General features: G+C 71.9%; 21 protein-coding genes and 1 pseudogene. 7 read left to right on the forward strand and 15 right to left on the reverse strand.

The genetic code is table 11. From position 1 onward, the window contains the following. Positions 1-104: 104 nt before the first annotated feature. Positions 105-851: an N-acetylmuramoyl-L-alanine amidase gene (locus tag AB0D34_RS15955; protein WP_362661865.1), complete on the forward strand. Its 747-nt coding sequence runs from the start codon at positions 105-107 to the stop codon at positions 849-851. A 48-nt stretch (positions 852-899) separates the two neighbouring features. On the opposite strand, the gene AB0D34_RS15960 is transcribed toward AB0D34_RS15955, so the two are convergent. After that, the gene (locus tag AB0D34_RS15960) at positions 900-2,027 is read right to left on the reverse strand and encodes a peptidoglycan bridge formation glycyltransferase FemA/FemB family protein (protein ID WP_362661867.1); all 1,128 of its coding nucleotides are present in this window, start codon (positions 2,025-2,027) and stop codon (positions 900-902) included. Positions 2,028-2,186: 159 nt separating this feature from the next. On the opposite strand from AB0D34_RS15960, the gene AB0D34_RS15965 reads away from it, so the two are divergent. Continuing rightward, positions 2,187-2,399 carry a hypothetical protein gene (locus AB0D34_RS15965; RefSeq protein WP_362661869.1) on the forward strand — a complete coding sequence of 71 codons (213 nt, stop codon included), beginning with the start codon at positions 2,187-2,189 and terminating at the stop codon, positions 2,397-2,399. Positions 2,400-2,923: 524 nt separating this feature from the next. On the opposite strand, the gene AB0D34_RS15970 is transcribed toward AB0D34_RS15965, so the two are convergent. The 4 genes from AB0D34_RS15970 to AB0D34_RS15985 form a co-directional block, all read right to left on the reverse strand. Then, complete coding sequence (locus tag AB0D34_RS15970) at positions 2,924-3,442, reverse strand: DUF4240 domain-containing protein (RefSeq protein ID WP_362662346.1); 519 nt, start codon at positions 3,440-3,442, stop codon at positions 2,924-2,926. Between the two features lie 56 nt (positions 3,443-3,498). Continuing rightward, complete coding sequence (locus tag AB0D34_RS15975; RefSeq protein WP_362661871.1) at positions 3,499-4,470, reverse strand: YafY family protein; 972 nt, start codon at positions 4,468-4,470, stop codon at positions 3,499-3,501. A 121-nt stretch (positions 4,471-4,591) separates the two neighbouring features. Then, positions 4,592-7,297: a pyruvate dehydrogenase (acetyl-transferring), homodimeric type gene (gene aceE / locus AB0D34_RS15980; RefSeq protein WP_362661873.1), complete on the reverse strand. Its 2,706-nt coding sequence runs from the start codon at positions 7,295-7,297 to the stop codon at positions 4,592-4,594. A gap of 235 nt (positions 7,298-7,532) precedes the next feature. Next, positions 7,533-8,156 carry a GntR family transcriptional regulator gene (locus tag AB0D34_RS15985; RefSeq protein ID WP_362661875.1) on the reverse strand — a complete coding sequence of 208 codons (624 nt, stop codon included), beginning with the start codon at positions 8,154-8,156 and terminating at the stop codon, positions 7,533-7,535. Positions 8,157-8,368: 212 nt separating this feature from the next. On the opposite strand from AB0D34_RS15985, the gene AB0D34_RS15990 reads away from it, so the two are divergent. Further along, positions 8,369-9,031, forward strand: a complete 663-nt coding sequence (locus tag AB0D34_RS15990) for a hypothetical protein (protein WP_362661876.1) — start codon at positions 8,369-8,371, stop codon at positions 9,029-9,031. 60 nt (positions 9,032-9,091) lie between these two features. Here AB0D34_RS15990 and sucB read toward each other — a convergent pair whose 3' ends face one another. The 3 genes from sucB to AB0D34_RS16005 all read right to left on the reverse strand — a co-directional run bounded on the left by sucB (position 9,092) and on the right by AB0D34_RS16005 (position 14,185). After that, on the reverse strand, positions 9,092-10,876 hold the full coding sequence (gene sucB / locus AB0D34_RS15995; RefSeq protein WP_362661878.1) for a 2-oxoglutarate dehydrogenase, E2 component, dihydrolipoamide succinyltransferase: 1,785 nt from the start codon (positions 10,874-10,876) through the stop codon (positions 9,092-9,094). Between the two features lie 75 nt (positions 10,877-10,951). Beyond that, the gene (lpdA, locus tag AB0D34_RS16000) at positions 10,952-12,340 is read right to left on the reverse strand and encodes a dihydrolipoyl dehydrogenase (protein WP_362661879.1); all 1,389 of its coding nucleotides are present in this window, start codon (positions 12,338-12,340) and stop codon (positions 10,952-10,954) included. A 312-nt stretch (positions 12,341-12,652) separates the two neighbouring features. Then, positions 12,653-14,185, reverse strand: coding sequence for a leucyl aminopeptidase (locus AB0D34_RS16005; protein ID WP_362661881.1), 1,533 nt, complete (start codon positions 14,183-14,185; stop codon positions 12,653-12,655). A gap of 192 nt (positions 14,186-14,377) precedes the next feature. Between AB0D34_RS16005 and AB0D34_RS16010 the strand changes: the two genes are divergently transcribed. Beyond that, the gene (locus tag AB0D34_RS16010; RefSeq protein ID WP_362661883.1) at positions 14,378-15,157 is read left to right on the forward strand and encodes an endo alpha-1,4 polygalactosaminidase; all 780 of its coding nucleotides are present in this window, start codon (positions 14,378-14,380) and stop codon (positions 15,155-15,157) included. Here the strand turns inward: AB0D34_RS16010 and AB0D34_RS16015 are convergent. Further along, on the reverse strand, positions 15,154-15,936 hold the full coding sequence (locus tag AB0D34_RS16015; RefSeq protein ID WP_362662348.1) for an adenosylcobinamide-GDP ribazoletransferase: 783 nt from the start codon (positions 15,934-15,936) through the stop codon (positions 15,154-15,156). The two genes, AB0D34_RS16010 and AB0D34_RS16015, sit on opposite strands and share 4 nt — an antisense overlap. 73 nt (positions 15,937-16,009) lie before the next feature. On the opposite strand from AB0D34_RS16015, the gene AB0D34_RS16020 reads away from it, so the two are divergent. Continuing rightward, the gene (locus tag AB0D34_RS16020) at positions 16,010-16,768 is read left to right on the forward strand and encodes a hypothetical protein (RefSeq protein ID WP_362661885.1); all 759 of its coding nucleotides are present in this window, start codon (positions 16,010-16,012) and stop codon (positions 16,766-16,768) included. Positions 16,769-16,923: 155 nt separating this feature from the next. On the opposite strand, the gene AB0D34_RS16025 is transcribed toward AB0D34_RS16020, so the two are convergent. The 3 genes from AB0D34_RS16025 to cobT form a co-directional block, all read right to left on the reverse strand. Then, the gene (locus AB0D34_RS16025; RefSeq protein WP_362661886.1) at positions 16,924-17,652 is read right to left on the reverse strand and encodes a hypothetical protein; all 729 of its coding nucleotides are present in this window, start codon (positions 17,650-17,652) and stop codon (positions 16,924-16,926) included. Between the two features lie 10 nt (positions 17,653-17,662). Beyond that, positions 17,663-19,426 (reverse strand): phosphatidylglycerol lysyltransferase domain-containing protein, encoded by a 1,764-nt coding sequence (locus AB0D34_RS16030; RefSeq protein WP_362661888.1) that lies wholly within the window; start codon positions 19,424-19,426, stop codon positions 17,663-17,665. Between the two features lie 61 nt (positions 19,427-19,487). Beyond that, on the reverse strand, positions 19,488-20,600 hold the full coding sequence (cobT, locus tag AB0D34_RS16035; RefSeq protein ID WP_362661890.1) for a nicotinate-nucleotide--dimethylbenzimidazole phosphoribosyltransferase: 1,113 nt from the start codon (positions 20,598-20,600) through the stop codon (positions 19,488-19,490). 126 nt (positions 20,601-20,726) lie between these two features. Here cobT and AB0D34_RS16040 point away from each other — a divergent pair, with 126 nt between their 5' ends. Then, positions 20,727-21,647 (forward strand): methyltransferase domain-containing protein, encoded by a 921-nt coding sequence (locus AB0D34_RS16040; protein WP_362661892.1) that lies wholly within the window; start codon positions 20,727-20,729, stop codon positions 21,645-21,647. 256 nt (positions 21,648-21,903) lie between these two features. Here the strand turns inward: AB0D34_RS16040 and AB0D34_RS16045 are convergent, their stop codons facing one another. Beyond that, positions 21,904-23,106, reverse strand: a complete 1,203-nt coding sequence (locus AB0D34_RS16045; RefSeq protein ID WP_362661894.1) for a bifunctional adenosylcobinamide kinase/adenosylcobinamide-phosphate guanylyltransferase — start codon at positions 23,104-23,106, stop codon at positions 21,904-21,906. A 140-nt stretch (positions 23,107-23,246) separates the two neighbouring features. Between AB0D34_RS16045 and AB0D34_RS16050 the strand changes: the two genes are divergently transcribed. Further along, positions 23,247-23,462: a hypothetical protein gene (locus tag AB0D34_RS16050; RefSeq protein ID WP_362661896.1), complete on the forward strand. Its 216-nt coding sequence runs from the start codon at positions 23,247-23,249 to the stop codon at positions 23,460-23,462. Positions 23,463-23,518: 56 nt separating this feature from the next. Here the strand turns inward: AB0D34_RS16050 and AB0D34_RS16055 are convergent. Continuing rightward, positions 23,519-24,156: pseudogene (locus AB0D34_RS16055) on the reverse strand (trypsin-like peptidase domain-containing protein); the annotation flags it as partial. Between the two features lie 69 nt (positions 24,157-24,225). Further along, positions 24,226-24,927 carry a methyltransferase domain-containing protein gene (locus tag AB0D34_RS16060; protein ID WP_362661898.1) on the reverse strand — a complete coding sequence of 234 codons (702 nt, stop codon included), beginning with the start codon at positions 24,925-24,927 and terminating at the stop codon, positions 24,226-24,228. Positions 24,928-24,965: the final 38 nt, after the last annotated feature.

The raw sequence follows: 24,965 nt of genomic DNA on the forward strand, positions 1-24,965 counted from the left end.
AGCCCGCGGCCTCCGTTCGGTCGGTGGGTCCACTTCGACTCGCCGTCCGGAGGCGATGGGACTTGGCGGGGCTGCCCCGTCCTGTTCGGCTGGTACTCGCCTGCGTGCCCGGTCTCACCGCCGTCCTCGTCCTCGCGCTGTGCGCCAACGGCATCGAGCGGGCGGCCGCCGCCCGGCCCGCGAAAACCGCCGCGGTCGCCCGGCACGGACTCGCCCCGCACACCGCGGCCAGGCCGCACATCGTGCCGAGGTCGGTGTGGGCGAACGGCACCGGCGAGGCCAACAACGTCGCCCGCACCCCGCCGCCCCCGCACTACGACGACAAGGTGGTCGCCGTCTTCGTCCACCACACCGACTCGCCCAACCACTACGACTGCGCCGACGCGCCCCGCATCATCCGCTACCTGGCCGCGGGCCAGACCGGCGCCCGGGACTGGGACGACATCGGCTACAACTTCCTCGTCGACCGCTGCGGCACCATCTACGAAGGCCGGGCGGGCGGCGTCGACCGTGCCGTCACCGGCGCCCACACCCAGGGCTTCAACCACCGCACGGCGGGCGTCGCCGCTCTCGGCACCTTCACGGCCGGCGTCACCGTCCCGCGGGCGATGGCCGACGCGATCGCCGCCCTGGCCGCCTGGAAACTGGGCCTCGCGGACATCGACCCGCGCGCAAAAGTCCGGCTGACCTCCAGCAACAGCCTCAGCCGCTACACCGAGGGCACCACCGCGGCGCTGCCCGCCCTCGCGGCCCACGGCGACGCCTATATGACGACCTGCCCCGGCGCCGCCCTCAAGGCACGGCTGCCGCAGATCAGGGAACGGGCGGCCCGGCTGCAGGGCAGGACGTGACCTGCAGCCGGGGCGCACCGCGCCGACGCCGACCTCGGTGACCTTCTGTCACCTGCGCCCGAGATACACCCGCAACGCCCGCTGCAGCACCTTGCCCTGGAGGCCCACCGGCCGCTCCCACTCCCCGAAGTACTCCACGACCCGGCCGCCCGCCCCCGTCTTGAAACCGAGCCGGCCCAGCAGGCGGCCGTCGGTGAGGGAGGGGGTGACGGACCGCAGGTCGTACGTCTCGGCGCCGGCCGCCCGCGCATCGCACAGCATGCGCCACAACAGCGCGCTGCTGGGCCGCAGTTCCCGCCCCTGGCGGCCGGACGCGGCGTAGGAGTGCCAGACCCGGGAACCCACGTTGATCATCAGCGCGGCGGAGAGCACTTCGCCGTCGTACTCGGCGAGATACAGCCGCAGCCGGTCGGAGTCCTCGGCGTTCAGCGCCTCCCACATGCGCCGGAAGTACTCCGGGGGCCGGGCCCGGAAGCCGTCGCGGGCGGCGGTCGGGGCGTAGAGGCGGTAGAAGTCGGGCAGGTCGGCGGCCGTGCCCCAGGAGACCCGGACGCCCGCCGACTCGGCCGTGCGCAGGGACTGCTCGAAGTGGGGGGCGAGAGCCTCCCGCAACTCGTCGACCGAGCGGCCCGCGAGCGGTATGAGACAGCCGTAGCGTGGCTGGCCGAGACCGAAGCCGCTGTCCTCGTCCTCCGCGCACCGCCGCCAGCCGAGCTGCCGCAACCGCTCACCGGCGTCCAGCGCGTAGCCGTCGACACCGGCCGCGGGCAGTTCGCGCAGATGGCGGGTGCCGGGGTCGGTGATGCCCGCCGTCACGGTGTCGGCCTCCCAGTGGCGGACGACGACCGGCGGCCCGATCCGGACCGAGAACGCGCCGCGCTTCTCCAGATGGGCGACCAAGGGATCGAGCAGGCGTTCGGGGCGCGGGGCCCGCCAGTCGATCGCGGGTCCGTCGGGGAGGTAGGCGAGGAAGCGCCGGGTGCCGGGCAGCGGCCGGTACAGCACAAGGGCCGTGGCGACCAGCGTGTCGTCCTCGAACCAGCCGACGCTCTCCGCCAGCCAGTCGGGCTTCACGTCGGCCCACTCGGGGATCTGGAGATGGCTCGCGTCGGGGTGCAGCCGCAGGTGGGCGAGATGGTCCTCGCGCGTGATCTCGCGCACGTACGGGCTGGTCATGGGCGGGGTGCTCCTGTTCGGGGCGGCCACGGTAAGCCGGGGGTCACGGCGGTGGTCAAGAGTCCGAGGCCTCACAGGTTTCTCGTAGGCCACTCAAGGATCACGCCGAAACAGCCGCCCTATCGTCATGCACACGCACTGACTGGAGGTGGGGAAGAAATGAACAGCAGTCACACGGGCACCCGCAGCGCCCGCGGCCCCTGGGCGGTCGTCTGCGCCGTCGCGGCCGTGCTCCTCGGCCCGGCCGCGGTCACCGCGAACGCACTCGACCAGGCCAACGCGGCCCCGATGCACCACGCGGTGAAGCTCGACCAGACGCAGGCCTACCTCCCAACGGACACGACCCGCCGCAGGGCCGGGACGGCGGCCTGAGCGGCGCAGGGTCGGGTCGCTGGGTTCGGTCAGGGAGACGGAGGTCGGCCAGAGCCGTGGACGGGCGGCTGGACCGGGAGTTGGCCGGTGGCCGTGACACGGCGGACGGTCGGCCAAGGCGGTGGGCGGGTGATCGGAGCGGTGGATGTTCGGTCAGCAGCGGAGGTCGGCCAGTGCCGTGGACGGGCGTCGGACGGGGAGTTGACCGGTGGTCGGAGCGGCGGGCAGGCGGTCGGGGCGGCGGAGCGTGGGCGGACGGGGAGCTGACCCGCGGCCGGAGGTGCGATGGATGCCTAGCCACGCCGTGGACGGCCGGCACGAAGCAGCAGACAGTTCGTCAAAGCGGCGGGCGGACAGGCGGGTGCGGGGCTGGTTGGTGGGCGGACTGCCGGGTGCGGGGCTGGTCGCCGGGCGGACAGCCGGGTGCGGAGCTGGTCGGCAGACGGCAGACGGCAGACGGCAGCCGGCAGACGGCAGACGGCAGCCGGGTACGGAGCCAGCCGCCGGACGGTTCGACCCGGAGCTCAGGCCCTGAAGCGTTCCCACAGCTTGGGGTACCGCTCCGCCAGTACGCTCTCGCTCTCCAGGTCGACCGGTGCGCCGAGTGGCTCGGAGGCCGCGGGCGGGATGCCCAGGTCGGGCGCGACGGTGCCGGTGAGCTGTTCGTAGGCCTCGTCGGCCGAGTAGCCCAGCTCCTCGCCGTCGCCGTCGACCTCCTCGTCGAAGTCGGCCAGGAGGTCGGCGAGCGAGTCGGGGTCGTGCACCGCGCCCTCGTACACCTCACGGCCCTGGCCGATCAGCCAGCACCGGAAGAAGTCGAAGGCGTCGTCGCTGGCCCCGTCCAGCAGGATCCAGGCCGCGCCCCACAGGTCCCACGTGTACGCGCGGTTGTAGCGGGCCTCGAAGTGACGGGCGAAGTCGAGGACCATGTCCGGGTCCAGCGCCAGGAGCCGGTCCACGAGCAGGTCCGCCTGCTCCTCGGGGTCGCCCTCGGCGGCCTCGCGGGTGGCGTCCACCAGCTCCCAGAACTCCGTCTCGTCCATCACGGGTCCAGCATCGGGCCTCGCGGGGTGGGGCGCACGTGGAGTGCGGCGGATTGTTATGTCCCGTACAGGCGCCCCAGTCGGGCCGCGTCGGCGACGAAACGCGCCCGCAGGCTCTTCGGCGCCAGCACCTCCACCTCCGGTCCGAGCCCCGTGAGCTGCGAGTGGGCGACCTTCTCGGACTCCACGGGAAGTGTCACGGTCAGCCAGCCGTCCTCGTCCGGGGTGCCCGCCGCCAGTGCCTCCCGGGCGGACGCCGGATCGACGGCGTACGGCAGTCTCCGCACTCCGTCGCCGGAGAGCCGTACCACCACCTCGGCCCGCAGGATGGAGCGCGCGAACTGCTCGGCCCGCTCCGCCCAGAAGCCGGGCAGGTCGAACTCCTCGTCACGCGGGAAGCGGTCCACGCGGGCCTCCACCGCCGTGAACCGGTCGATCCGGTACACCCGGAAGGAGCCGTTCTCCGCGACCCGCGCGCACACGTACCAGACCCCCGCCTTGAGGACGAGCCCGTACGGCTCCAGCTCCCGCTCCACCTCGGCCTCCTGGCTGCGATAACGCGCGGTGACCCGTCGGTCGTCCCACACCGCGTCGGCGACGGCGGGCAGCAGTTCGGGCGTCTTCGGCTCGGTGAACCAGTTCGGCGCGTCGAGATGGAAGCGCTGCGCGGCCGTACGGGAGGCGTCGCTGAGGGAGGGCATCAGGGCGGCCGACACCTTCAGCCGGGCGGCGGAGGCCGCGTCCTCCAACCCCATCTCGCGCAGCGCCCCCGGCACGCCGGACAGGAACAGCGCCTCGGCCTCGCTCCGCCCCAGCCCGGTCAGCCGCGTCCGGTACCCGCCGACGAGCCGGTACCCTCCGGCCCGCCCCCGATCGGCGTACACCGGCACCCCCGCCTCCGACAACGCCTGCGCATCCCGCGTCACCGTCCGCTCCGACACCTCCAACTCCCGTGCCAGCTCGGCAGCGGTCATGGAAGTTCGGGACTGGAGCAGCAGAACCATCTTGATGAGACGAGCGGCACGCATGCCTTCATGATGCCGGGGGCCACTGACAACGAAGGGGTACGGCAGCAGCCGTACCCCTTCGCCGAAAGCGCCGAAAGCGCCGAAAGCGCCGAAAGCGCCGAGAGCATCGAAGCTCAGGCCCTCACAGCCCGTACTTCTCCCGCGCTTCCTTCACCGCCGTCGCCTTGACCTCGCCGCGGCGGGCCAGCTGGGCCAGGGCCGCGACGACGACCGACTCGGCGTCGACGCCGAAGTGGCGGCGGGCGCCCTCACGGGTGTCGGAGAGGCCGAAGCCGTCCGCGCCGAGGGAGGACCAGTCCTGCTCGACCCACTGCGCGATCTGGTCGGGGACCTGGCGCATGTAGTCGGAGACCGCGAGGACCGGGCCCTCCGCGCCGTGCAGCGCCTGACGGACGTACGGCACCCGCTCCTCGCCGCGCAGCAGGGCCGCGTCCGCCTCCAGGGCGTCCCGGCGCAGCTCCGTCCAGGAGGTCGCGGACCACACGTCGGCGGCCACACCCCACTCCTCGGCGAGCAACTTCTGCGCGTCCAGGGCCCAGTGGATCGCCGTGCCGGAGCTCAGCAGCTGGATGCGCGGGGCGTTCGCCGCGGCCACGTCCAGGCCCGCCGTCTCCGCCGTGTTGAAGCGGTACAGGCCCTTGACGATGCCCTCGTCGATGCCGGGGCCGGACGGCTTGGCCGGCTGCGGGATGGGCTCGTTGTAGACCGTGAGGTAGTAGAAGACGTTCGGGTCCTCACCCGGGGCTGCCTCGCCGTACATCCGGCGCAGACCGTCCTTCACGATCGTCGCGACCTCGTACGCGAACGCCGGGTCGTACGACAGCGCCGCCGGGTTCGTCGCGGCGATGACGGGGGAGTGGCCGTCGGCGTGCTGCAGGCCCTCGCCCGTCAGGGTCGTGCGGCCCGCCGTCGCGCCGACCAGGAAGCCGCGGCCCAGCTGGTCGCCGAGCTGCCACATCTGGTCGGCCGTGCGCTGCCAGCCGAACATCGAGTAGAAGATGTAGAACGGGATCATCGCTTCGCCGTGCGTCGCGTACGCGGTGGACGCGGCGATGAAGTCGGCCATCGAACCGGCCTCGGTGATCCCCTCGTTGAGGATCTGGCCGTTCTTGGCCTCCTTGTAGTACATCAGCTGGTCGCGGTCGACCGGCTCGTACGTCTGGCCCTTGGGGGAGTAGATGCCCAGGGACGGGAAGAGGCTCTCCATGCCGAAGGTGCGCGCCTCGTCGGGGACGATCGGCACCCAGCGCTTGCCGGTCTCCTTGTCGCGGACCAGGTCCTTGACGAGCCGGACGAAGGCCATGGTGGTGGCCACGTTCTGGGAGCCCGAGCCCTTGTCGAAGGAGGCGAAGGCCTTCTCGGCGGGGGCGGGGAGCGGCGCCACCGGGTGGACGCGGCGGGCCGGGGCGGGGCCGCCGAGAGCCGCGCGGCGCTCCTGGAGGTAGCGGACCTCGGGGGAGTCGGCGCCCGGGTGGCCGTAGGGGACCACGCCGTCGACGAAGTCGCTGTCCCTGATGGGCAGTTCAAGCAGGTCGCGCATGGTCTTGAACTCGTCCACCGTCAGCTTCTTCATCTGGTGGTTGGCGTTCTTCGACGCGAAGCCCTCGCCGAGGGTGTGGCCCTTGACCGTCTGGGCCAGGATCACGGTCGGCGCGCCCTTGAACTCGACGGCGGCCTTGTAGGCGGCGTACACCTTGCGCGCCTCGTGGCCACCGCGCGAGAGGTGGAAACACTCGAGGATCTTGTCGTCGGACAGCAGCTTCGCCATCTCGACGAGCGCCGGGTCCTTGCCGAAGAAGTCCTGGCGGATGTAGGCGGCGTCGCGCGTCTGGTACGTCTGCACCTGCGCGTCCGGCACCTCGCGGAGCCGCCGTACCAGCGCGCCCGTGGTGTCGAGCTGGAACAGCTCGTCCCAGGCGGAGCCCCACAGCGTCTTGATGACGTTCCAGCCGGCGCCGCGGAACTGGGCCTCCAGCTCCTGCACGATCTTGAAGTTCGCGCGGACCGGGCCGTCGAGGCGCTGCAGGTTGCAGTTGATGACGAAGGTGAGGTTGTCGAGGCCCTCGCGCGAAGCCAGTGCGAGTGCCGCGGTCGACTCCGGCTCGTCCATCTCGCCGTCGCCGAGGAAGGCCCAGACGTGGGACTGCGAGACGTCCTTGATGCCGCGGGCCGCCAGGTAGCGGTTGAAGCGCGCCTGGTAGATCGCGGAGAGCGGGCCGAGGCCCATCGACACCGTCGGGAACTCCCACAGCCAGGGCAGGCGGCGGGGGTGCGGGTACGACGGGAGGCCGTTGCCGCCGGACTCGCGGCGGAAGTGGTCGAGCTGGTGCTCGTCCAGGCGGCCGTCGAGGAAGGCGCGGGCGTAGATGCCGGGGGAGGCGTGGCCCTGGATGTAGAGCTGGTCGCCGGACCCGTCGGCCTCCTTGCCCTTGAAGAAGTGGTTGAAGCCGGTCTCGTAGAGCCAGGCCGCGGAGGCGAAGGTGGCGATGTGGCCGCCGACGCCGTATTTGGAGCCGCGGGTGACCATCGCGGCCGCGTTCCAGCGGTTCCACGCGGTGATGCGGGTCTCCATCGCCGGGTCACCGGGCAGGCCCGGCTCGGCGGAGGTGGGGATGGTGTTGACGTAGTCCGTCTCGAGGAGCTTCGGCAGCGCGATGCCGTTGCCCTCCGCCCTCTCCAGCGTGCGGCGCATCAGGTACGCGGCACGGTGCGGGCCGGCCGCCTTGGCGACCGCGTCCAGGGAGGCCTGCCATTCGGCGGTCTCCTCGGGGTCCCGGTCGGGGAGCTGGTCGAGCTCGCTCGGCTGGATGGCGTTGGGGTCGGTCATGTCGCCGCCTTCCTCAGTCGAAGGGGGGTGCCCTTGGTCTTTGGCAGGACAGGGCAGTGGGGCCTCGGTAGAAGCCCGTCGGCGACTCTAACTCCCTGATCGATGATCGATCAAAGGGTTGAAGGGCAAAACTTCTCGATTCCGAGAAAGTAGGCACGGGGTGTCTCAGGTGGCGACACCGGGTGCCTTGTTTTCGAAGGGTTTCCGCAGGTGAGCGTGGGTCTGCTCGCCTGTGTCAGGCCCTCGGCGCGCACCCCAGGACATGCGCCTTCACGATCTCTGGGATCCGCGGGTCCCGGCGCTTGAACGCCGCCACCAGCTCCTCGTGCTCCTCCGCGTACGACTGCTGGACCGTGCCCAGCCAGCGGATCGACAGGGCCGTGAAGACCTCGATGCCGAGCCCTTCCCAGGTGTGCAGCAGCACCGAGTTGCCCGCCGCCCGGACCATCTCCCGGTGGAAGCCCACCGTGTGCCGCACCTGCCCGGTGCCGTCCGACTCGCGGTCCGCCTCGTACAGCGCGGCGACATGCGGCTCCAGGGCCGAGCAGTCCTGCGCCAGCCGCTCCGCCGCCAGCTCCGCAGCGATCGCCTCCAGGCCGGCCCGGACCGGGTAGCTCTCCTCCAGGTCGGCCGCCGTCAGGTTCCGCACCCGGACGCCCTTGTTCGGCGCCGACTCGATCAGCCGCAGCGACTCCAGCTCGCGCAGCGCCTCCCGCACCGGCGTCTGGCTGACCTCCAGCTCGGTCGCGATCCGGCGCTCCACGATCCGCTCGCCCGGCTGCCAGCGCCCGCTGACGATCCCCTCCACGATGTGCTCGCGGATCTGTTCGCGCAGCGAGTGGACGACGGGCGCGGTCATGAGAGCTCCTTAAGGGCGTTTGACGTAAAGACAATAAGGCCGAGGGCTGGTCCGGGAGGGGCGCACGGGGGCGCTTTCATGCAGGTGAGACGAGGCTTACACGCTCCCAGCCGCACGACTTCTGTCAAGACACGGAACCCCACCGCCTCCAGGCGTGTCGCGTTGGTCAGGGGTTCCCGCGCGGGGCGCCCCTTCGCACCACAGGGGGACGCATGAACATCGGGGGACGACGGGGACTGGCGGTCGCGGCCGTGATCGGCGCGCTCGTCGGCGTGGCGGGCTGCGGACAGCCGGCCGCGCGGGCGACCGCGGAGACGACACCGGGCAGCACGGAAGCGATCACGGGCATGGCGGGCGCGGCCCGGAGCAGCGGCGCCGCCTGCGTGTTCATCAAGCCGGACGGCGCCCAGAAGTTCGGCCACGTCGGCTGGGGCTTCAAGGTCCCGGGCACCGGCCGCTGGGTCTACGGCGCCGTCGAGAACCCCAGCGGGAAGCTGTACACCCCGCCGGGCGGCGACATCGGCGCCTGGCACGCGGAGGGGTCGTACGACCGCATGCTCAGCGAGATGTCCACGGACATGCACTACCCCGGCACCTCCGAGCACCCCTACAGCCGCTACCGCTGCACGAAGTCCTCGACCCACGCCGTGAACAGCGCCCGGGCCATGATCCGTACGGTCGAGGCGCGCGGCTTCCTCGTCGGCGTCGACCCGAGGACCGGCAAGCTCACCTCCCGGGACTGCCTGGACGCCACCTACGACGTGCTGAAGGCGTACCGCACGAAGGGACTCACGCCGGCGCCCAAGTTGTCCGTCCCGAACGTGTGGGTGGAGGAGCTGTGGGGCTGGTCGGACAAGCCGCTGACGCCCCGGTGAGACGACGGTGCCCCCGTCCGAGAACTCCGGACGGGGGCACCGCGACGCACAGCAGGTGGCTTACAGGCCGAGCTCGACCTCGAACTCGCCCGCCTCCAGGATCGCCTTGACCGCGGTCAGGTAACGGGCCGCGTCGGCGCCGTCCACCAGACGGTGGTCGTAGGAGAGGGTCAGGTAGGTCATGTCGCGGATGCCGATGACCGTGCCCTCCTCGGTCTCGATGACCGCCGGGCGCTTGACCGTGGCACCGATGCCGAGGATCGCGACCTGGCCCGGCGGCACGATGATCGTGTCGAAGAGCGCGCCGCGCGAACCGGTGTTGGAGATGGTGAAGGTCGCGCCGGACAGCTCGTCGGGCGTGATCTTGTTGGCGCGGACCTTGCCGGCCAGCTCCGCCGTGGCCTTCGCGATGCCGGCGATGTTGAGGTCGCCCGCGTGCTTGATGACCGGGGTCATCAGGCCCTTCTCGGAGTCCACCGCGATACCGATGTTCTCGGTGTCGAAGTAGGTGATCGTGCCTTCGCCCTCGTTGATCTTGGCGTTGATGGGCGCGTGCGCCTTCAGGGCCTGGGCCGCTGCCTTGACGAAGAACGGCATCGGGGAGAGCTTGACGCCCTCGCGCGCGGCGAAGGAGTCCTTCGCCCGGCCACGGAGCTTCATCAGACGCGTGACATCGACCTCGACGACCGAGGACAGCTGAGCCTGCTCGTGCAGCGCCTTGACCATGTTGTCGCCGATGACCTTGCGGATGCGGGGCATCTTGACGGTCTGGCCGCGGAGCGGGGAGGCCTCCAGGGCAGGCGCCTTCTTGGCGGCGGCAGCCGGGGCGGCAGCGGCGGGAGCCGGAGCAGCGGCGGCGGCCTTCGCGGCCTCGGCGGCGGCGACGACGTCCTGCTTGCGGATACGGCCACCGACGCCGGTGCCCTTGACGGCGGCGAGGTCGACGCCGTGCTCGGCGGCGAGCTTGCGCACCAGCGGGGTCACATAGGCGCCGTCGTCACCGGAGGTCGCGGCGGGAGCCGGGGCCGGGGTGACGGGAGCCGGAGCGGCCGGCGCGGGCGCCGGGGCGGCCGGAGCCGGGGCAGCGGCCTGGACCGGAGCCGGAGCCGGAGCCGGAGCGGGCGCCGGAGCCGCAGGGGCGGGCGCGGGAGCCGGGGCGGGCGCCGGGGCCTCAGCAGCCGGAGCCGGAGCCGCGGGGGCCGGGGCAGCGGCCGGAGCCGCACCGGGGGCGCCGATGACGGCGAGCTTCGCGCCGACCTCGGCGGTCTCGTCCTCGCCGACCACGATCTCCAGCAGCACACCGGCGGCGGGCGACGGGATCTCGGTGTCGACCTTGTCGGTGGAGACCTCGAGCAGGGGCTCGTCCTCCGCGACCTCCTCGCCGACCTCCTTCAGCCACCGGGTCACGGTGCCCTCGGTGACGGACTCGCCGAGCGCGGGCAGGACGACGTCCGTGCCCTCGGCGGAACCGCCGCCGGAGGCGGCCTCGGCGGTGGGAGCGGGCGCCGGGGCGACCTGCTCGGTGGAGGGCGCGGCCGCGGCCGGCTCGGGGGCGGGCTCGGCGACCGGCTCGGCGGCCGGTGCCGGGGCAGCGGCCGGGGCGCCGGTGCCGTCGTCGATCACGGCCAGCTCGGCGCCGACCTCGACCGTCTCGTCCTCGGCGACCTTGATGGAGGCCAGGACGCCGGCGGCGGGGGAGGGGATCTCGGTGTCGACCTTGTCGGTCGACACCTCGAGCAGTGGCTCGTCGGCCTCTACGCGCTCACCCTCGGCCTTCAGCCAGCGGGTGACGGTGCCCTCGGTGACGCTCTCGCCGAGCGCCGGAAGGGTTACGGAAACCGCCATGGTTTCGGTTGCTCCTTACGAAATTGCGGAAGTCTGGGTCGTCGCTGAGTCGCGGAGTCGCGTCTCGACCGAGGGTCAGTCGTGCGAGTGCAGCGGCTTGCCGGCCAGTGCCAGGTGGGCCTCGCCGAGCGCCTCGCTCTGCGTCGGGTGGGCGTGGATGAGCTGCGCGACCTCGGCGGGCAGCGCCTCCCAGTTGTAGATCAGCTGGGCCTCGCCGACCTGCTCGCCCATGCGGTCGCCGACCATGTGGACGCCGACCACGGCACCGTCCTTGACCTGGACGAGCTTGATCTCGCCCGAGGTGTTCAGGATCTTGCTCTTGCCGTTGCCCGCGAGGTTGTACTTCAGGGCGACGACCTTGTCCGCGCCGTAGATCTCCTTGGCCTTGGCCTCGGTGATGCCCACGGAGGCGACCTCGGGGTGGCAGTAGGTCACCCGCGGGACACCGTCGTAGTCGATCGGAACGGTCTTCAGACCGGCCAGACGCTCCGCAACCAGGATGCCCTCGGCGAAGCCGACGTGCGCGAGCTGGAGCGTGGGGACCAGGTCGCCGACGGCGGAGACGGTCGGGACGTTGGTGCGCATGTACTCGTCGACCAGGACGTAGCCGCGGTCCATCGCGACGCCCTGCTCCTCGTAGCCGAGACCGGCGGAGACGGGCCCGCGGCCGACGGCCACCAGCAGCAGCTCGGCCTCGAACTCCTTGCCGTCGGCGAGGGTGACCTTGACACCGTCCTGGGTGTACTCGGCCTTCGAGAAGAAGGTGCCCAGGTTGAACTTGATGCCGCGCTTGCGGAACGCGCGCTCAAGAAGCTTGGAGGAGTTCTCGTCCTCGAGGGGGGCGAGGTGCTTGAGGCCCTCGATGATGGTGATGTCGGTCCCGAAGGACTTCCAGGCGGAGGCGAACTCGACGCCGATGACACCGCCGCCGAGGACGATCGCCGACTTCGGCACCCGGTCCAGGACGAGGGCGTGGTCCGAGGAGATGATCCGGTTGCCGTCGATCTCCAGGCCCGGCAGCGACTTCGGCACGGAGCCGGTCGCCAGCAGGATGTGGCGGCCCTGGACGCGCTGGCCGTTCACGTCGACGGAGGTGGGGGAAGAGAGGCGCCCCTCGCCCTCGATGTACGTCACCTTCCGGGAGGCGACAAGTCCCTGCAGGCCCTTGTACAGGCCGGCGATCACGCCGTCCTTGTACTTGTGGACCCCGGCGATGTCGATGCCCTCGAAGGTGGTCTTCACACCGAACTGCTCGCTCTCGCGGGCCTGGTCGGCGATCTCGCCCGCGTGCAGCAGGGCCTTGGTGGGGATGCACCCTCGGTGCAGGCAGGTGCCGCCGACCTTGTCCTTCTCGATCAGGGCGACGTCCAGGCCCAGCTGCGCCCCGCGCAGGGCCGCGGCGTAACCGCCACTACCACCGCCGAGGATCACTAGGTCGAAAACGGTGCTGGCGTCGTTCGCCACGTCACGTCCTCCATGCATGTGCGCCGTACGCCGGTCTGCAGTGACCGCGCGGCGGCTGGTGTCCGGCCGCTCTTTCTTCGGCCCTGTGGTGGGGGCCCTGTCCTGCCGAGCCCCATCTTCGCACTTGTCAGCACTGAACGAGACGCCGGGCCGGGGTGTGAGACACCACACGCTCACATGAGAAAGCGAGACGTAGTGAGACCTTCAAGGAGGGGCACGGTGACACACCTAGGGGCGCGGGGAACTGCGCGACAAGCCACAACCGGCCCGCAGCCGCCCACGCCCCTCAGGAGCCGAGCTCCTAGGCGGTCATCAGCCCAGGTCACCCGAGGCAGTCAACTCGGCGAGCCGCACCAACGTACGCACCGCGGACCCCGTCCCACCCTTCGGCGTGTACCCGAACGGCCCCCCGTCGTTGAACGCGGGCCCCGCGATGTCGAGGTGCGCCCAGGTGATCCCCTCACCGACGAACTCCCGCAGGAAAAGCCCCGCGACCAGTCCGCCGCCCATCCGCTCACCCATGTTCGCGATGTCGGCGGTGGGAGAGTCCATCCCCTTGCGCAGGTGCTCGGGAAGCGGCATCGGCCACGCAGGCTCCCCGACCTCTTCCGCGGCCTCGTACACCGCCGTACGGAACGCGTCGTCGTTCGACATGATCCCGAACGTCCGGTTGCCCAGCGCCAGCATCATCGCCCCGGTCAGCGTCGCCACGTCCACGATCGCGTCCGGCCTCTCCGCCGACGCCGCCCACAGCGCGTCCGCCAGCACGAGACGACCCTCGGCGTCGGTGTTCAGCACCTCCACCGTCTTGCCGCTGTACATCCGCAGCACGTCACCGGGCCGCGTCGCGGACCCCGACGGCATGTTCTCGGCCAGCGCCAGCCACCCGGTCACATTGACGTCGAGACCCAGCCGCGCGGCCGAGACCACGGCCGCGAACACCGCCGCCGCCCCGCTCATGTCGCACTTCATCGTCTCGTTGTGACCCGCGGGCTTCAGCGAGATGCCGCCCGAGTCGTACGTGATCCCCTTGCCGACCAGCGCGAGGTGCTTCTTCGCCTTGGACGAGGTGTACGACAGCTTCACCAGCCGCGGCCCCGACGTCGACCCCGCGCCGACGCCGAGGATGCCGCCGTAGCCGCCCTTCTCCAGGGCCTTCACGTCGAGCACCTGCACCTTGAGGCCGTGCTCCTTGCCCGCGGTCTGCACGATCGCGGCGAAGGCCTCGGGGTTCAGGTCGTTCGGCGGCATGTTGATGAGGTCGCGCGCGCGGTTGAGCTCCTCGGCGACCGCGACGGCCCGGGCGAGCGCGGCCTTGTGCGCGGCGTCCCGCGGCTTGCCGCCGAGCAGCGCGGCCTCGGCGAGCGGCGCCTTGCCGTTCTTCGCCCTGGCGTCGTTCTTCGAAGACGCGTTCTCCTTGTAGGCGTCGAAGGAGTACGCCCCGAGCAGCACGCCCTCGGCGACCGCGCCGACATCGGCGGCGTCACCCAGCGGCAGCACGAACGCCGCCTTCTTCGAGCCGACCAGGGCGCGGGCGGCGACACCGGCGGCCTTGCGCAGCGCCTCCGCGGCGAAGGAGGAGTCCTTCTCGGGCTCGGCGCCCAGGCCCACCGCCACCACGAGGGGGGCCTTGAGACCGGACGGCGCGGGCAGCTTCGTCACCTCGCCCTCGGCGCCGGAGGCACCGAGGGTCTCCAGGAGGCCGACGAGCTTGCCGTCGTAGGCCTTGTCCACGGATTCGGCGCCCGGCACGACCGGGCCCTTCGCGCCCTTGGCGACACCGATCACGATCGCGTCGGCCCGCAGGCCGGGCGCCGCGGAGGTGCTGAGAGTCAGAGCAGTCACGGTGGTGAGTTCTCGCTTCCGATGTGAAGTTTGACTGGGTCGAGAGGGTGGGTCGACCGGGCCCGACGGCCGACCCTATTTCGTGTCCGAAAACGGATCCCGATCGGGGCCTTCACCCCTGTCGGCGACCACCCGGGAAGAGCCTACGCTCGGGGCGGCCGTCGCTCGTTCCGCACGCCCTGGAGCCCACCCTTGAAACGCCCCCTCCTGTTCGTCGCTCTGCTCCTCCTGGTGACGGGATGCTCGACGACCCACGACTCCAAGCCCGGCGACTCCCGCTGGCGGCCCCGTCCTGGCATCGCCTGGCAGTGGCAGCTGACCGGCCGCGTCGACACCTCCGTGGACGTGCCGGTCTACGACATCGACGGTTTCGACCAGTCCGGGACGGTGGTGTCCGCTCTGCACGACAAGGGCCGCAAGGTCATCTGCTACCTCTCCACGGGCGCGTTCGAGGACTGGCGCCCCGACGCCGGCAAGTTCCCCAAGTCGGTGATCGGGCGCGGCAACGGCTGGGAGGGGGAGCGCTGGCTCGACATCCGCGCCACCGACGTCCTGGAACCGCTGATGGCGGACCGCCTCGACATGTGCCGTGAGAAGGGCTTCGACGCGGTCGAGCCCGACAACATGGACGGCTACAAGAACCGCACGGGCTTCAAGCTGACGGCGGCGGACCAGCTCCGCTACAACCGGCTGATCGCGCGCCTGGCCCACGACCGCGGCATGTCGGTCGGCCTGAAGAACGACCTCGACCAGATCCCCCGACTGGTCGGCGACTTCGACTTCGCGGTCAACGAGCAGTGCGCGCAGTACGACGAGTGCGGGGACATGGCGCCGTTCATCAAGGCGGACAAGGCGGTGTTCCACGTCGAGTACGAGCTCCCGACCAGCCGCTTCTGCACCGAGTCCCGCCGCCTGAAGCTGAGTTCGATGCTGAAGAAGTACGAGCTCGGGGTGTGGCGCGAGGCCTGCTAGAAGCTCATCGAGAGGATCACCAGCGTCGCCGTCGCCGCCGTCTCCGCGAGCCCCCCGAACACATCCCCGGTCACCCCGCCGAAGCGGCGCGTGCAGTGCCGCAGCAGAAGTTCGGCCGCGGCCACGGCGGCGGCGACCGCGAGGACCGTACGGACGACGTCGTACGACCCGAAGAGCGCGCCCGCTCCGGCCGCACCCAGGGTCACCGCGGCGGCCACCAGCACCGCACCCCGTACCGGCACGACACCCGCCACCGCCGCGCCGAGCCCCTCCGGACGCGCCGCCGGCACGCCGGTACGGGCCGCCAGGGTCAGGGCCAGGCGGGCGGCCGTCGCCGAGACGACCGCCGCCACGGCACCTCGGGCCCACGAGCCGTCGTACACCTGCGTCAGGGCCGCCACCTGGGCGAACAGCACGAGGACGAGGGTGATGACCCCGAACGGGCCGATGTCCGACTGCTTCATGATCCGCAGCGCGTCCTCGGCGGGCTTGCCGCTGCCCAGGCCGTCGGCGGTGTCCGCGAGGCCGTCGAGGTGGAGGCCCCGGGTGAGGACCGCGGGTACCGCGACCGTGGCGATGGCGGCGAGAAGCTCGGAGACGCCCAGGAACAGCAGCAGCAGGCCGGCCGCGGCCGACAGACCGCCCAGCGCCACCCCGACCAGCGGGGCGCACAGCATGCCGCCGCGTGCCGCCTCCCGGTCCCAGCGGGTCACCTTCACGGGGAGCACGCTGAGCGTGCCGAAGGCGAAGCGGAGGCCGTCGAGCGGGGGCGGGGTCATGGACACGTCCGCAGGGTAGCCCGGACGCCGTAGCCGTCGGGCGGCCCACCCCCGGCCCCGTGAGACTGGAAGCATGGGCCATTGGCTGGACCGCAACATCGTCGAACCCGGCAAGCTGCCGCTGCTCCTCGCGCTGACGGCGTTCGTGCTGACCTTCCTGATCACCCGGTGTGTGACCCGGCTCATCCGGGCGGGCAAGGGGCCGTTCGGCAACGTCAGTTCCGGCGGGGTGCACATCCACCACGTGGTTCCCGGGGTGGTGCTCACGCTCGTGGGCGGCTTCGGTGCCGTCGTGAGCGGGCGGCACGGATTCGGGGCGGCGGTGTGCGCGGTCGTGTTCGGGATCGGCGCGGGTCTGGTGCTGGACGAGTTCGCGCTGATCCTGCACCTCGACGACGTGTACTGGAGCGAGGAGGGCCGCAAGAGTGTCGAGGTGGTCGTCCTCACCGCCGCGTTGGTCGGACTGGTGCTCGCGGGGTTCTCGCCGTTCGGTGTCAACGACGTGACGCAGGAGGAGGCCCAGGATCGCGGGGGTGTCATCACCAGTGTGGTGGTCAACTTCCTCTTCGCGATCGTCGTGCTGCTCAAGGGCAAGGCCCGGATGGCGATCTTCAGCGTGATCGTGCCGCTGGTCGGCCTCATCGGCGTGATCCGGCTGGCCCGCCCCGGCTCGCCCTGGGCCCGCCGCTTCTACACCCGCCGCCCACGCGCCCGCGCCCGGTCCATCCTGCGCTCCTACCGCCGAGACAGACGCTGGTCGGGCCCGCGCCGCAGATTCCAGGACCTGATCGGCGGCAAACCGGACCCGACGCCGGCCGCGGAACACCGTTGAGGTGTGGCCGGGGGGCGCTGTGCGGTGTTCGGCGGCAGGCGGCGCATGCGGATGCCGGGGGCGGTGTACGGGCGGCAGGCACCGCAGGCCGGCCCCCGCCGCACCCCGCTGACCACCCCCGCCCGCCGCTGCTGTCCCGCCCGGTCGCCTTCCCTCTATCGCTGTCGGCCCGGACTCCGGCGCTGGTGCTCGGCTCCGGACGGCCTGGGCGGGAGGGCTGTGGCGGACCGTTTCTCGGAGCGTCGGCGGATCGCAGAGATACCGCACAGCAGCAGCATCACCGCGATCGCTGCCAGGTGTTCCCGGCCGGCGAGGTTCTCCTTCACCAGGACCTCGGCCACCATCGCCGCGATCACGGCACCCGCGGTGACCCGGGCGCCGTAGCGCAGGCCGAGGAAGACGGCGAGGCCCACCACGGCTGCCGAGGGGCCGGTGTCGACGACGTGGGCGTCCGAGGCGTGCAGGCCGAACGGGTTGTCCGGGCCCAGCCAGATGCCCACGCGCGCGTACAGCGTCCCGGCGAGCGTGGCCGCGTACGCCAGCGCGAGCGTCCGCCACCGGCCCAGACAGATCTCGGCGATCCCGAACACGAACAGGATCTGTGCCAGCGCACCCCACACCGGCAGGTCCAGAGCCGGTACGAACAGGGACAGGGGAGTGCGCAGGAGCGCCAGCCACAGCGGGTCCGCGGCGCGTACGGCACCCACGTCCTGGACGAAGCCGTAGCCCCACGACTGGCTGTGCACGATGTGCAGGACCGCCGTCAGACAGATGGCCGTCAGCGCCAGGGGTACCGCCCGCCACCTCCGCCGGAGCAGCGGCTCGCGCACGGTGACGTACAGCCGCCCCCACTCCGCGCGCGCCCAACGGGCGATCCTCGTCATCCCCTGGTCCTCATCTGTGCGTACTCAGGTGCTCCCGGCGCCGCAGCCACCCCGGCAGCCCCGGCACCTCCAGGAACCCCTCCGCACGCGCCGAGGCGATCCCGATGCGCGGCAGGTCCGCGCTCTTCTCGAAGAGCAGGAACCGCGGCTCCCAGATGGGCCGGTACTTGGCGTTGGCCCGGTACAGCGACTCGATCTGCCACCAGCGGGAGAAGAAGCTGAGCAGCGACCGCCACAGCCGCAGCACCGGCCCGGCGCCAAGACGCGCCCCACGTTCGAAGACGGAACGAAACATGGCGAAGTTGAGCGAAACCTGGGTGACCTGGATCTCCCGGGCCCGGTTCAGCAGCTCGATGACCATGAACTCCATGAGGCCGTTGTCGGAGTCGCGGTCCCGGCGCATGAGGTCGAGCGACAGCCCGTGCGGCCCCCACGGCACGAAGGACAGCACCGCCTTCAGCTCACCCTCGCCGTCACTGCACTCCAGGGCCACGCACCGGCCGTCCCCCGGATCCCCGAGCCGCCCCAGCGCCATGCTGAACCCCCGCTCGGTGGCCCCGTCACGCCAGTCGTCGGCCCGCCGTACGAGTGCTTCCATCTCCTCGGCCGGGATGTCCTCGTGGCGTCGGATCCGCACGGTGTACCCGGCCCGCCCGACCCGGTTGTAGGCCTGCCGGACGGTCCGCATCGCCCGCCCCTCCAAGGTGAACTCGGCGACCTCGACGATCGCCTCGTCGCCCAGCTCCAGCGCGTCCAGGCCGTGCCGCGCGTACACCGTCCCCGCGTCCTCGCCGGCGCCCATCACCGCCGGCAGCCACCCGTGCGCCCGCGCCTCGGCGAGCCACGGCTCGATCGCCCCCGGCCAGGCCTCCGGGTCGCCGATCGGATCGCCGGAGGCCAGCGAGACCCCGCCGACGACCCGGTAGGTCACGGCGGCCTTCCCGGTCGGCGACCACACGACGCTCTTCTCCCGGCGCAGCGCGAAGTACCCGAGTGAGTCCCGCTCGCCGTGCCGGTCGAGGAGTTTCCTCAGGCGCCGCTCGTCGTCCTCGGTGAGCGGGTCGACGGCCCGCCGGGAGCGGAAGGCGGCGTAGAAGACGGCCAGGACGAGGATGGTGCTGAGCACGTTGATGGCGACGTTGACCCAGTTCGGCGTCGAGATCCCGTCGAAGCGGGAGTCGTCGGCGGCGACGGAGACCAGCCGCAGGGTGCCGTACCACCACCGCTCTCCGAAACTCGACGACCTCGACGCCTCGTTGGTGACGGTCACCAGCAGCGCGGCCAGCAGCGAGGACACGAGCAGTCCGCCCACGCCGACGGCCGCGGCGAGCCTCGGGTTGGACCGGTCACCCTTGGCGTAGAACTCCCGCCGCCCGACCAGCAGCGCGCCCACGAACGCGGCGGTCAGGGCCAGCGAGATCCAGTTCTGCGCGTACCGCCGGATCTCCGGGAACGCCATCGCGAGGACGAACAGCGCGAGGAACGCCCCGGAGAGCACCAGGTTCAGGATCCACGCCGCGCGCTTGCGCCGCCGCATGGTGATGGCGAGGAAGGCCGTGAACACCCCGGACGCGAAGCCCGCCGTCAGCAGATACGGCGTGAAGTAGTCCTCCTGGTTGTGCCGCCGCACGTCCTGCCCCAGCGAGACCCACACCGCGCTGAGGAAGTTCACGAACGCGATGACCCGCAGATACCAGACGGCGAACCCGGCGGCCCGCCTGGACGCGGTGGTGGACCGGACATTCGGAAGGGGGGCAACCCGGACATCTCCCATGAAGGGCGATCATGCCCTTTGCGCCGCCGTTTGCGTCGCAAGGGCACCCACCCGTCCCGGACTACTCCTCCTCGGACACCTTCTCCGGTTCCTCCCCGGACACCTTCTCCGGCTCCTCTTCGGACACCTCAGGCTTCTCGGGCAGCTCAGCGGCCAGCGCCGCCGCGGCCTGCACCAGCGGCAGTGCCAACAGCCCACCTGCCCCCTCCCCGACCGTCACCCCGTGGTCGAGCAGCGGCTCCAGGGCCATCCGGTCCAGGGCCTTCGTCTGCCCCGGCTCCCCGCTGTTCTGCCCGGCCAGCCACCAGTCCGGCGCCCGGAACGCGATCCGCTGGCCCACCAGCGCACACGCGGCCACGACCACCCCGTCCAGTACCACGGGCAGCTTCCGCACCGCGCTCTGCAGCAGAAAGCCCGTGATCGCCGCGAGGTCGGCCCCGCCGACCGTCGCGAGCAGCTGCAGCTGGTCCCCGAGCACCGGCCGCGCCCGCCTGAGCGCGTCCCGGATCGCCGCACACTTCCGCATCCACGCGAGATCGTCGATCCCGGTCCCGCCTCGCCCGGTGACGACGGACGCGTCCGTCCCGCACAGCGCGGCGACCAGCACCCCCGCCGCCGTGGTCCCGCCCACGCTCACATCGCCGAGCACCACGAGATCCGTACCGGAGTCGGCCTCCTCGTCGGCCACCGCGACCCCGGCCCGGAAGGCGGCCTCCGCCTCCTCCAGCGTCAACGCGTCCTCGACATCGATACGACCGCTCCCGCGCCGCACCCGATGCCGTACGACGTCCTCCGGCAGCTCGGCCGGATCGCAGTCCAGCGCCATGTCGACGACCCGCACCGGCACACCCAGCCGTCGCGCGAGGACCGACACCGGACGGCCGCCCGCCAGGACCTCCCGCACCAGCTCCGAGGCGCTGCCCGCGGGCCGCCCCGAGACGCCCAGTCCAGCGATCCCGTGGTCACCGGCGAACAGCACGACCCGCGGCCGTTCGATCGGCCGTACCGGCACGGCCGACTGCGCCGCGGCCAGCCACTCGCCCAGGTCGTCGAGGCGGCCCAGCGCCCCGGGCGGCACGATCTGACGCTCCCTGCGCGCCTCGGCGTCGCGACGCACCCCGCCGTCGGGGCGCTCGATCAGATCGGTGAAGTCGTCGAGATTAAGCGAGCTCATTCGCCGAACAGTACCGGCCCTGATCGAACACGGCGGCGCCACGGGGCCATGACGTCATTGCACCCAAGATCCCGATCCCATACGTTCCGTTTTATAGCGAATTGCCGCACGCCCACGGGAGCTGCCATGACCGCACCAACCGCCCCTTCCGTACGGCGTCTTCGCTCCACCGCCCGCGTGATGCTGCCGTTCCCCGAGCCGGAGAGCTGGCTGGACGTCGAGACCGGGGACGCGGACTTCCCGGAGGCGGCGCGAAGCTACTTCCCCTACACGGCCTTCGACGGCGTGGACCGCACCTCCCGCGTGCTGTACGCCCAGGCGGTCGAACGCCTGGAGGAAGGCCACGTCGGCCGTCTGACGGACCCGCACATCACGGCCCGCCTCCGTGCCCGCTACGACGTGGTCAGCCTGCTGAACCGTCCTGCGGACCCCGACGAACTCCAGGCGGCCCTCGCCGTCCTGCGCCCCGGCGGCCACCTCCTGGTGGAGTCCCCGGACGACCCCCGCGCCGAACTGGAGTCCCAGGGCTGCACGATCATCGCCACCGCCCGCAGATCCGCGCACGTCCCGCCCCGCGCGACGACCCGCCTGCCCCGCACCCTGCTCCCCACCGCAAGAGCCCTCGACCACGCCCTGGCCCTCCTCCTCGCCGGCACCCCCTTCGCGAGTACATACCGGGTGATCGCCCGCAAGGACACGGAGACATGGAGCAGGGGGGTGCGGGGGGAGGAGGTGCGGAGTAGGGAGGCTTGCGGGGCGGAGGCCTGTGGTGCGGAGGTCCGGGGTGGGGAGGCGTCTGGTGCGGAGGGCTGTGGTGCGGAGGCCCGGGGTGCGGAGGGCTGTGGTGCGGAGGGCTGTGGTGCGGAAGTCCGGGGTGCCGAGGCCCGGGGTGCAGAGGCCCGAGGTGCCGAGGTCCGGGGTGCAGAGGTCCGGCGTGCGGAGGCCCGAGGTGCCGAGGTCCGGGGTGCGAAGGCGCGGAGCACGGAGACCCGCGGTGCCGAGGTCCCGAGCGCGGTGGCCCGGCGCGCCGAGTCCCCGGACCTGTAGTCCCCGGACCCGGAGTCCCCGAGCGCGCAGTCCCCGGATTCGCGGTCCCAGAGCCCGTAGATCCGGCCCCGCGCTCCCCGGCCCCGCGCTCCCCGGATTCGCGGTCCCAGAGCCCGTAGATCCGGCCCCGCGCTCCCCGGCCCCGCGCTCCCCGGCCCCGCGCTCCCCGGCCCCGCGCTCCCCGACCCCACAGTCCCCGCCCCCGAAGTCCCCGAGCGTGGACAGTCAGGGCGCGCAGAGCCACCCCCCCGCCGTCTCAACCCCGTAGCACCAACGCCTGCCCCCCCACCACCAGCACCACCTGCTCGCACTCGGTCGCGAACGCCGCGTTCAGTCGCCCGAGTTCGTCCCGGTAGCGGCGCCCGGACGCGGTGGCCGGCACGATACCGGAGCCCACCTCGTTCGACACGGCGACCACGGTCCGCCGGGTGCCCCGTACCGCCTCCGTCAAGTCCCGTACCCGCGCCCGCAGTTCCCGCTCCCCGCCGTCGGCCCACTCGGCGTCGTCCCACGCCCCCACCGCGTCCATGGCGTCCGTCAGCCACAACGACAGACAGTCGATCAACAGCGGCGCCCCGTCGTCCTTCAGCAGCGGCACCAGGTCGCAGGTCTCGGTCGTACGCCATGACCCCGGTCGCCGCTCCCGGTGGGCGGAGACCCGGGACGCCCACTCGGTGTCCCCGTTCCGCGACCCCCCGGTGGCGACGTACAGCACATCGGGGAACGCCTCGAGCCGCCGCTCGGCCTCCACCGACTTCCCGGACCGCGCCCCGCCCAGCACCAGCGTCCGCCGCGGCACATCGGGTACGTCCTCGTAGACCCCGACGGCCAGAGTCGTCCCGTCGGGAACCGCCCGCGCCCCCGCCGCGGCCAGCCTCCGCCGCAGTTCGGCACCGGGAGGCACGTCGTGGTCGACATGCACGGCGACCACGTCGGTCGTGGGCCCGACCGCCCCCACGGCCCGCAGCCGGGCCAGCGCGTCCGGCCGCCGTACGACATCGGCGAGCACCATGTCGTACGACTCGACAGCACCCTCCTCCAGCCCGGCGGGCGCACCCCCGGGAGGCAGGTACAGCACCCGCTGCCCGTCGGGCCCGGTCACGGCGTACCCGGTGCCCGGCGCGTCCATGGCCACGGCCCGCACCCGATGCCCCGTCAACAAGGCCAACTCCCGCCCGTCCGGCACCCGCCCCGGCTGCGGAAGCCCGGCGGGCACCTCGACGGGGGGCCCGTCCTGGGGATGCGACAACAGAACCTGTCGTACATCTGCGAGTGAGTGCCCCGAGCGGGCGGCGGCGAAGGCGGCGCCGGGGGTGAGATCGAGCAGCAGGGTCTCGTCGACTAGCACGGCGGTAGCGGCCCGGGCATCCGCACCGAGCGCGGTGGCACAGGCAGCACAAGGACAGTCAGGGCGAGGAAGGCCGGCGGGGGCACCGGTCCCGAGCAATGTCAGTTCCACGCAACCGATTCTCGCCGGTGCTTGTTGATCGAGCGCGCGCAGAGGCGCATTCAAGGGGCGCGAGCGACCCCCATCGACCCGCACCCGACGACGCACCGCTTAGGGTGCTCTTCGTAACGGCTCAAACACGGGAGGCTCACATGGCGACATGGACCTGGCGATTCGAGAAGGCCGACGGCGCGGAGACCGAACCCGCGGTGGAGCCGGAGGAGTTCACCACCCAGGGCGACGCCGAGTCCTGGCTGGGTGAGTACTGGAAGCCCCTGCTGGCCGGGGGTGCGCACCAGGTCCGGCTGTTCGAGGACGCCACGGAGATCTACGGGCCGATGAGCCTGAAGGCGGCCGAGGAAGCGTAGCGAGGCAGGGGCGGGGGTCGCAGAGCAGGACCCCCGCCCACCCCGGCCCGTCTCCGTCACTGCTCACCCAGCGTCACGTCGACGGTCTTCGCACTGCCGTCCTCGGCCGGCGCCTCGGCCAGCGAGGTGATCGTCGTGATCCTTGTCTCGCCCAGCTGCGTGATCACGTCACCCGCCTCGATGCCGGCCTTGTCCACGGCCCCGTCGCTCTTCACGTCGACGACCGTCCGGCCGGTGATGCCGAGCGCGGCCCGGCCCGAGTCGGTGACTTTGCCGTTCTGTTGGGGTCGGTCGCGGCGAGCGTCGGGATGCCGATGACCTGGCCGTCCAGGTCGACCAGGGCGCCGTCGCTGCCGCCCTCGCTGACGGTCTGTCCGGTCGCCGAGACGATCCCCTGGGTCACGCTCGACGACAGCCCGAGCGGTGAACCCATGGCGAGGACGATCTGCCCGACCGCCACCTTCCCGGAGTCCCCGAAGGTGGCCGCCTTCAGCCCGTCCGGCACCCTGTCCAGCTTGATGACGGCGAGGTCCTGTTCCGGGTAGGAGTACCCGAGCGTCGCGGTCAGCTCGTTCTCGCTGTTGGCGGTCGTCACCTTGAAGGTCTTCTCGTCCCCGACGACATGCGCGTTGGTGACGATGTGCCCCTTGTCGTCGTAGACCACGCCGGACCCCAGATCGCCGCCGGCCTGGATCAAAGCGTTCATGCCCCGAGTCTCACGTCGGGGCGAACACCCGGGCCCGCGCTGTTCGCCCGGACGGGCTCAGCCCCGCACCCCGCACAGGTGCAGCAACGCCGCCACCCCGCGGTACGGATCCGTCCGCCCCGCCCGCTCCTCGCACGCCAGCAGCGCCTCCACGTCGGCCGGGATCTCCGCCCCGTCCTCAGCGGTGTCCGTGAAGACCCGTACGCCGTACCAGGCCTGCAGTGGCGCCCCGATGCCGGCGAGCGTGGCGGTCAGCGTGGTCAGCCGGTCGGCGCGTACGTCGAGCCCGAGTCGGTTGCGGTACGAGGTGGAGTCGAAGGCGCCCAGCGCGCCGGCCCAGTCCCCGTGCAGCCCCGGCCGCATCGCCAGGGCGTCCGCGTTGCGCACGAGCAGCGACAGCAGCCCGCCCGGCGCGAGCATCCGCGCCAGCCCCGCGAGGAGCGGATCGGGCTCCTCGACGTACATGAGCACCCCGTGGCACAGCACCACGTCGAAGCTGCCCGGCAGGAAGTGCACCCCGGTGTCCCGGCCGTCGCTCTGCACCAGCCGGACCCGCTCCCGGATCCCCTCCGGCTCGGCGGCGAGTGCCTCCCGGGCCGCGGCGATCATCTTCGGGTCCTGCTCGACGCCGGTCACCTGATGTCCGGCCCGGGCCAGCCGCAGCGCCTGCGTGCCCTGGCCCATCCCCACGTCGAGCACCCGCAGCCGCTGCCCGACCGGGTACCGCCCGACTATCTGCTCATCGAGCTGCCGGGCCACCAGCTCCTGTCGTACGACGTTCCGCAGCCCGCCCAGCT

The sequence above is a fragment of the Streptomyces sp. NPDC048420 genome (assembly GCF_040651535.1).
Classification (GTDB): domain Bacteria; phylum Actinomycetota; class Actinomycetes; order Streptomycetales; family Streptomycetaceae; genus Streptomyces.

What these genes read in the sequence shown, in the direction of transcription:
- AB0D34_RS15965 (WP_362661869.1), top strand. Translation starts at nt 2,187, where the DNA reads ATGAACAGCAGTCACACGGGCACCCGCAGCGCCCGCGGCCCCTGGGCG.
- AB0D34_RS15960 (WP_362661867.1), bottom strand. Translation starts at nt 2,027, where the DNA reads ATGACCAGCCCGTACGTGCGCGAGATCACGCGCGAGGACCATCTCGCC.
- AB0D34_RS16040 (WP_362661892.1), top strand. Translation starts at nt 20,727, where the DNA reads ATGACCGCACCAACCGCCCCTTCCGTACGGCGTCTTCGCTCCACCGCC.
- AB0D34_RS15985 (WP_362661875.1), bottom strand. Translation starts at nt 8,156, where the DNA reads ATGACCGCGCCCGTCGTCCACTCGCTGCGCGAACAGATCCGCGAGCAC.
- AB0D34_RS16020 (WP_362661885.1), top strand. Translation starts at nt 16,010, where the DNA reads ATGGGCCATTGGCTGGACCGCAACATCGTCGAACCCGGCAAGCTGCCG.
- AB0D34_RS15990 (WP_362661876.1), top strand. Translation starts at nt 8,369, where the DNA reads ATGAACATCGGGGGACGACGGGGACTGGCGGTCGCGGCCGTGATCGGC.
- aceE (WP_362661873.1), bottom strand. Translation starts at nt 7,297, where the DNA reads ATGACCGACCCCAACGCCATCCAGCCGAGCGAGCTCGACCAGCTCCCC.
- AB0D34_RS15975 (WP_362661871.1), bottom strand. Translation starts at nt 4,470, where the DNA reads ATGCGTGCCGCTCGTCTCATCAAGATGGTTCTGCTGCTCCAGTCCCGA.
- AB0D34_RS16050 (WP_362661896.1), top strand. Translation starts at nt 23,247, where the DNA reads ATGGCGACATGGACCTGGCGATTCGAGAAGGCCGACGGCGCGGAGACC.
- AB0D34_RS16030 (WP_362661888.1), bottom strand. Translation starts at nt 19,426, where the DNA reads ATGGGAGATGTCCGGGTTGCCCCCCTTCCGAATGTCCGGTCCACCACC.
- AB0D34_RS15970 (WP_362662346.1), bottom strand. Translation starts at nt 3,442, where the DNA reads ATGGACGAGACGGAGTTCTGGGAGCTGGTGGACGCCACCCGCGAGGCC.
- sucB (WP_362661878.1), bottom strand. Translation starts at nt 10,876, where the DNA reads ATGGCGGTTTCCGTAACCCTTCCGGCGCTCGGCGAGAGCGTCACCGAG.
- cobT (WP_362661890.1), bottom strand. Translation starts at nt 20,600, where the DNA reads ATGAGCTCGCTTAATCTCGACGACTTCACCGATCTGATCGAGCGCCCC.
- AB0D34_RS16025 (WP_362661886.1), bottom strand. Translation starts at nt 17,652, where the DNA reads ATGACGAGGATCGCCCGTTGGGCGCGCGCGGAGTGGGGGCGGCTGTAC.
- AB0D34_RS16015 (WP_362662348.1), bottom strand. Translation starts at nt 15,936, where the DNA reads ATGACCCCGCCCCCGCTCGACGGCCTCCGCTTCGCCTTCGGCACGCTC.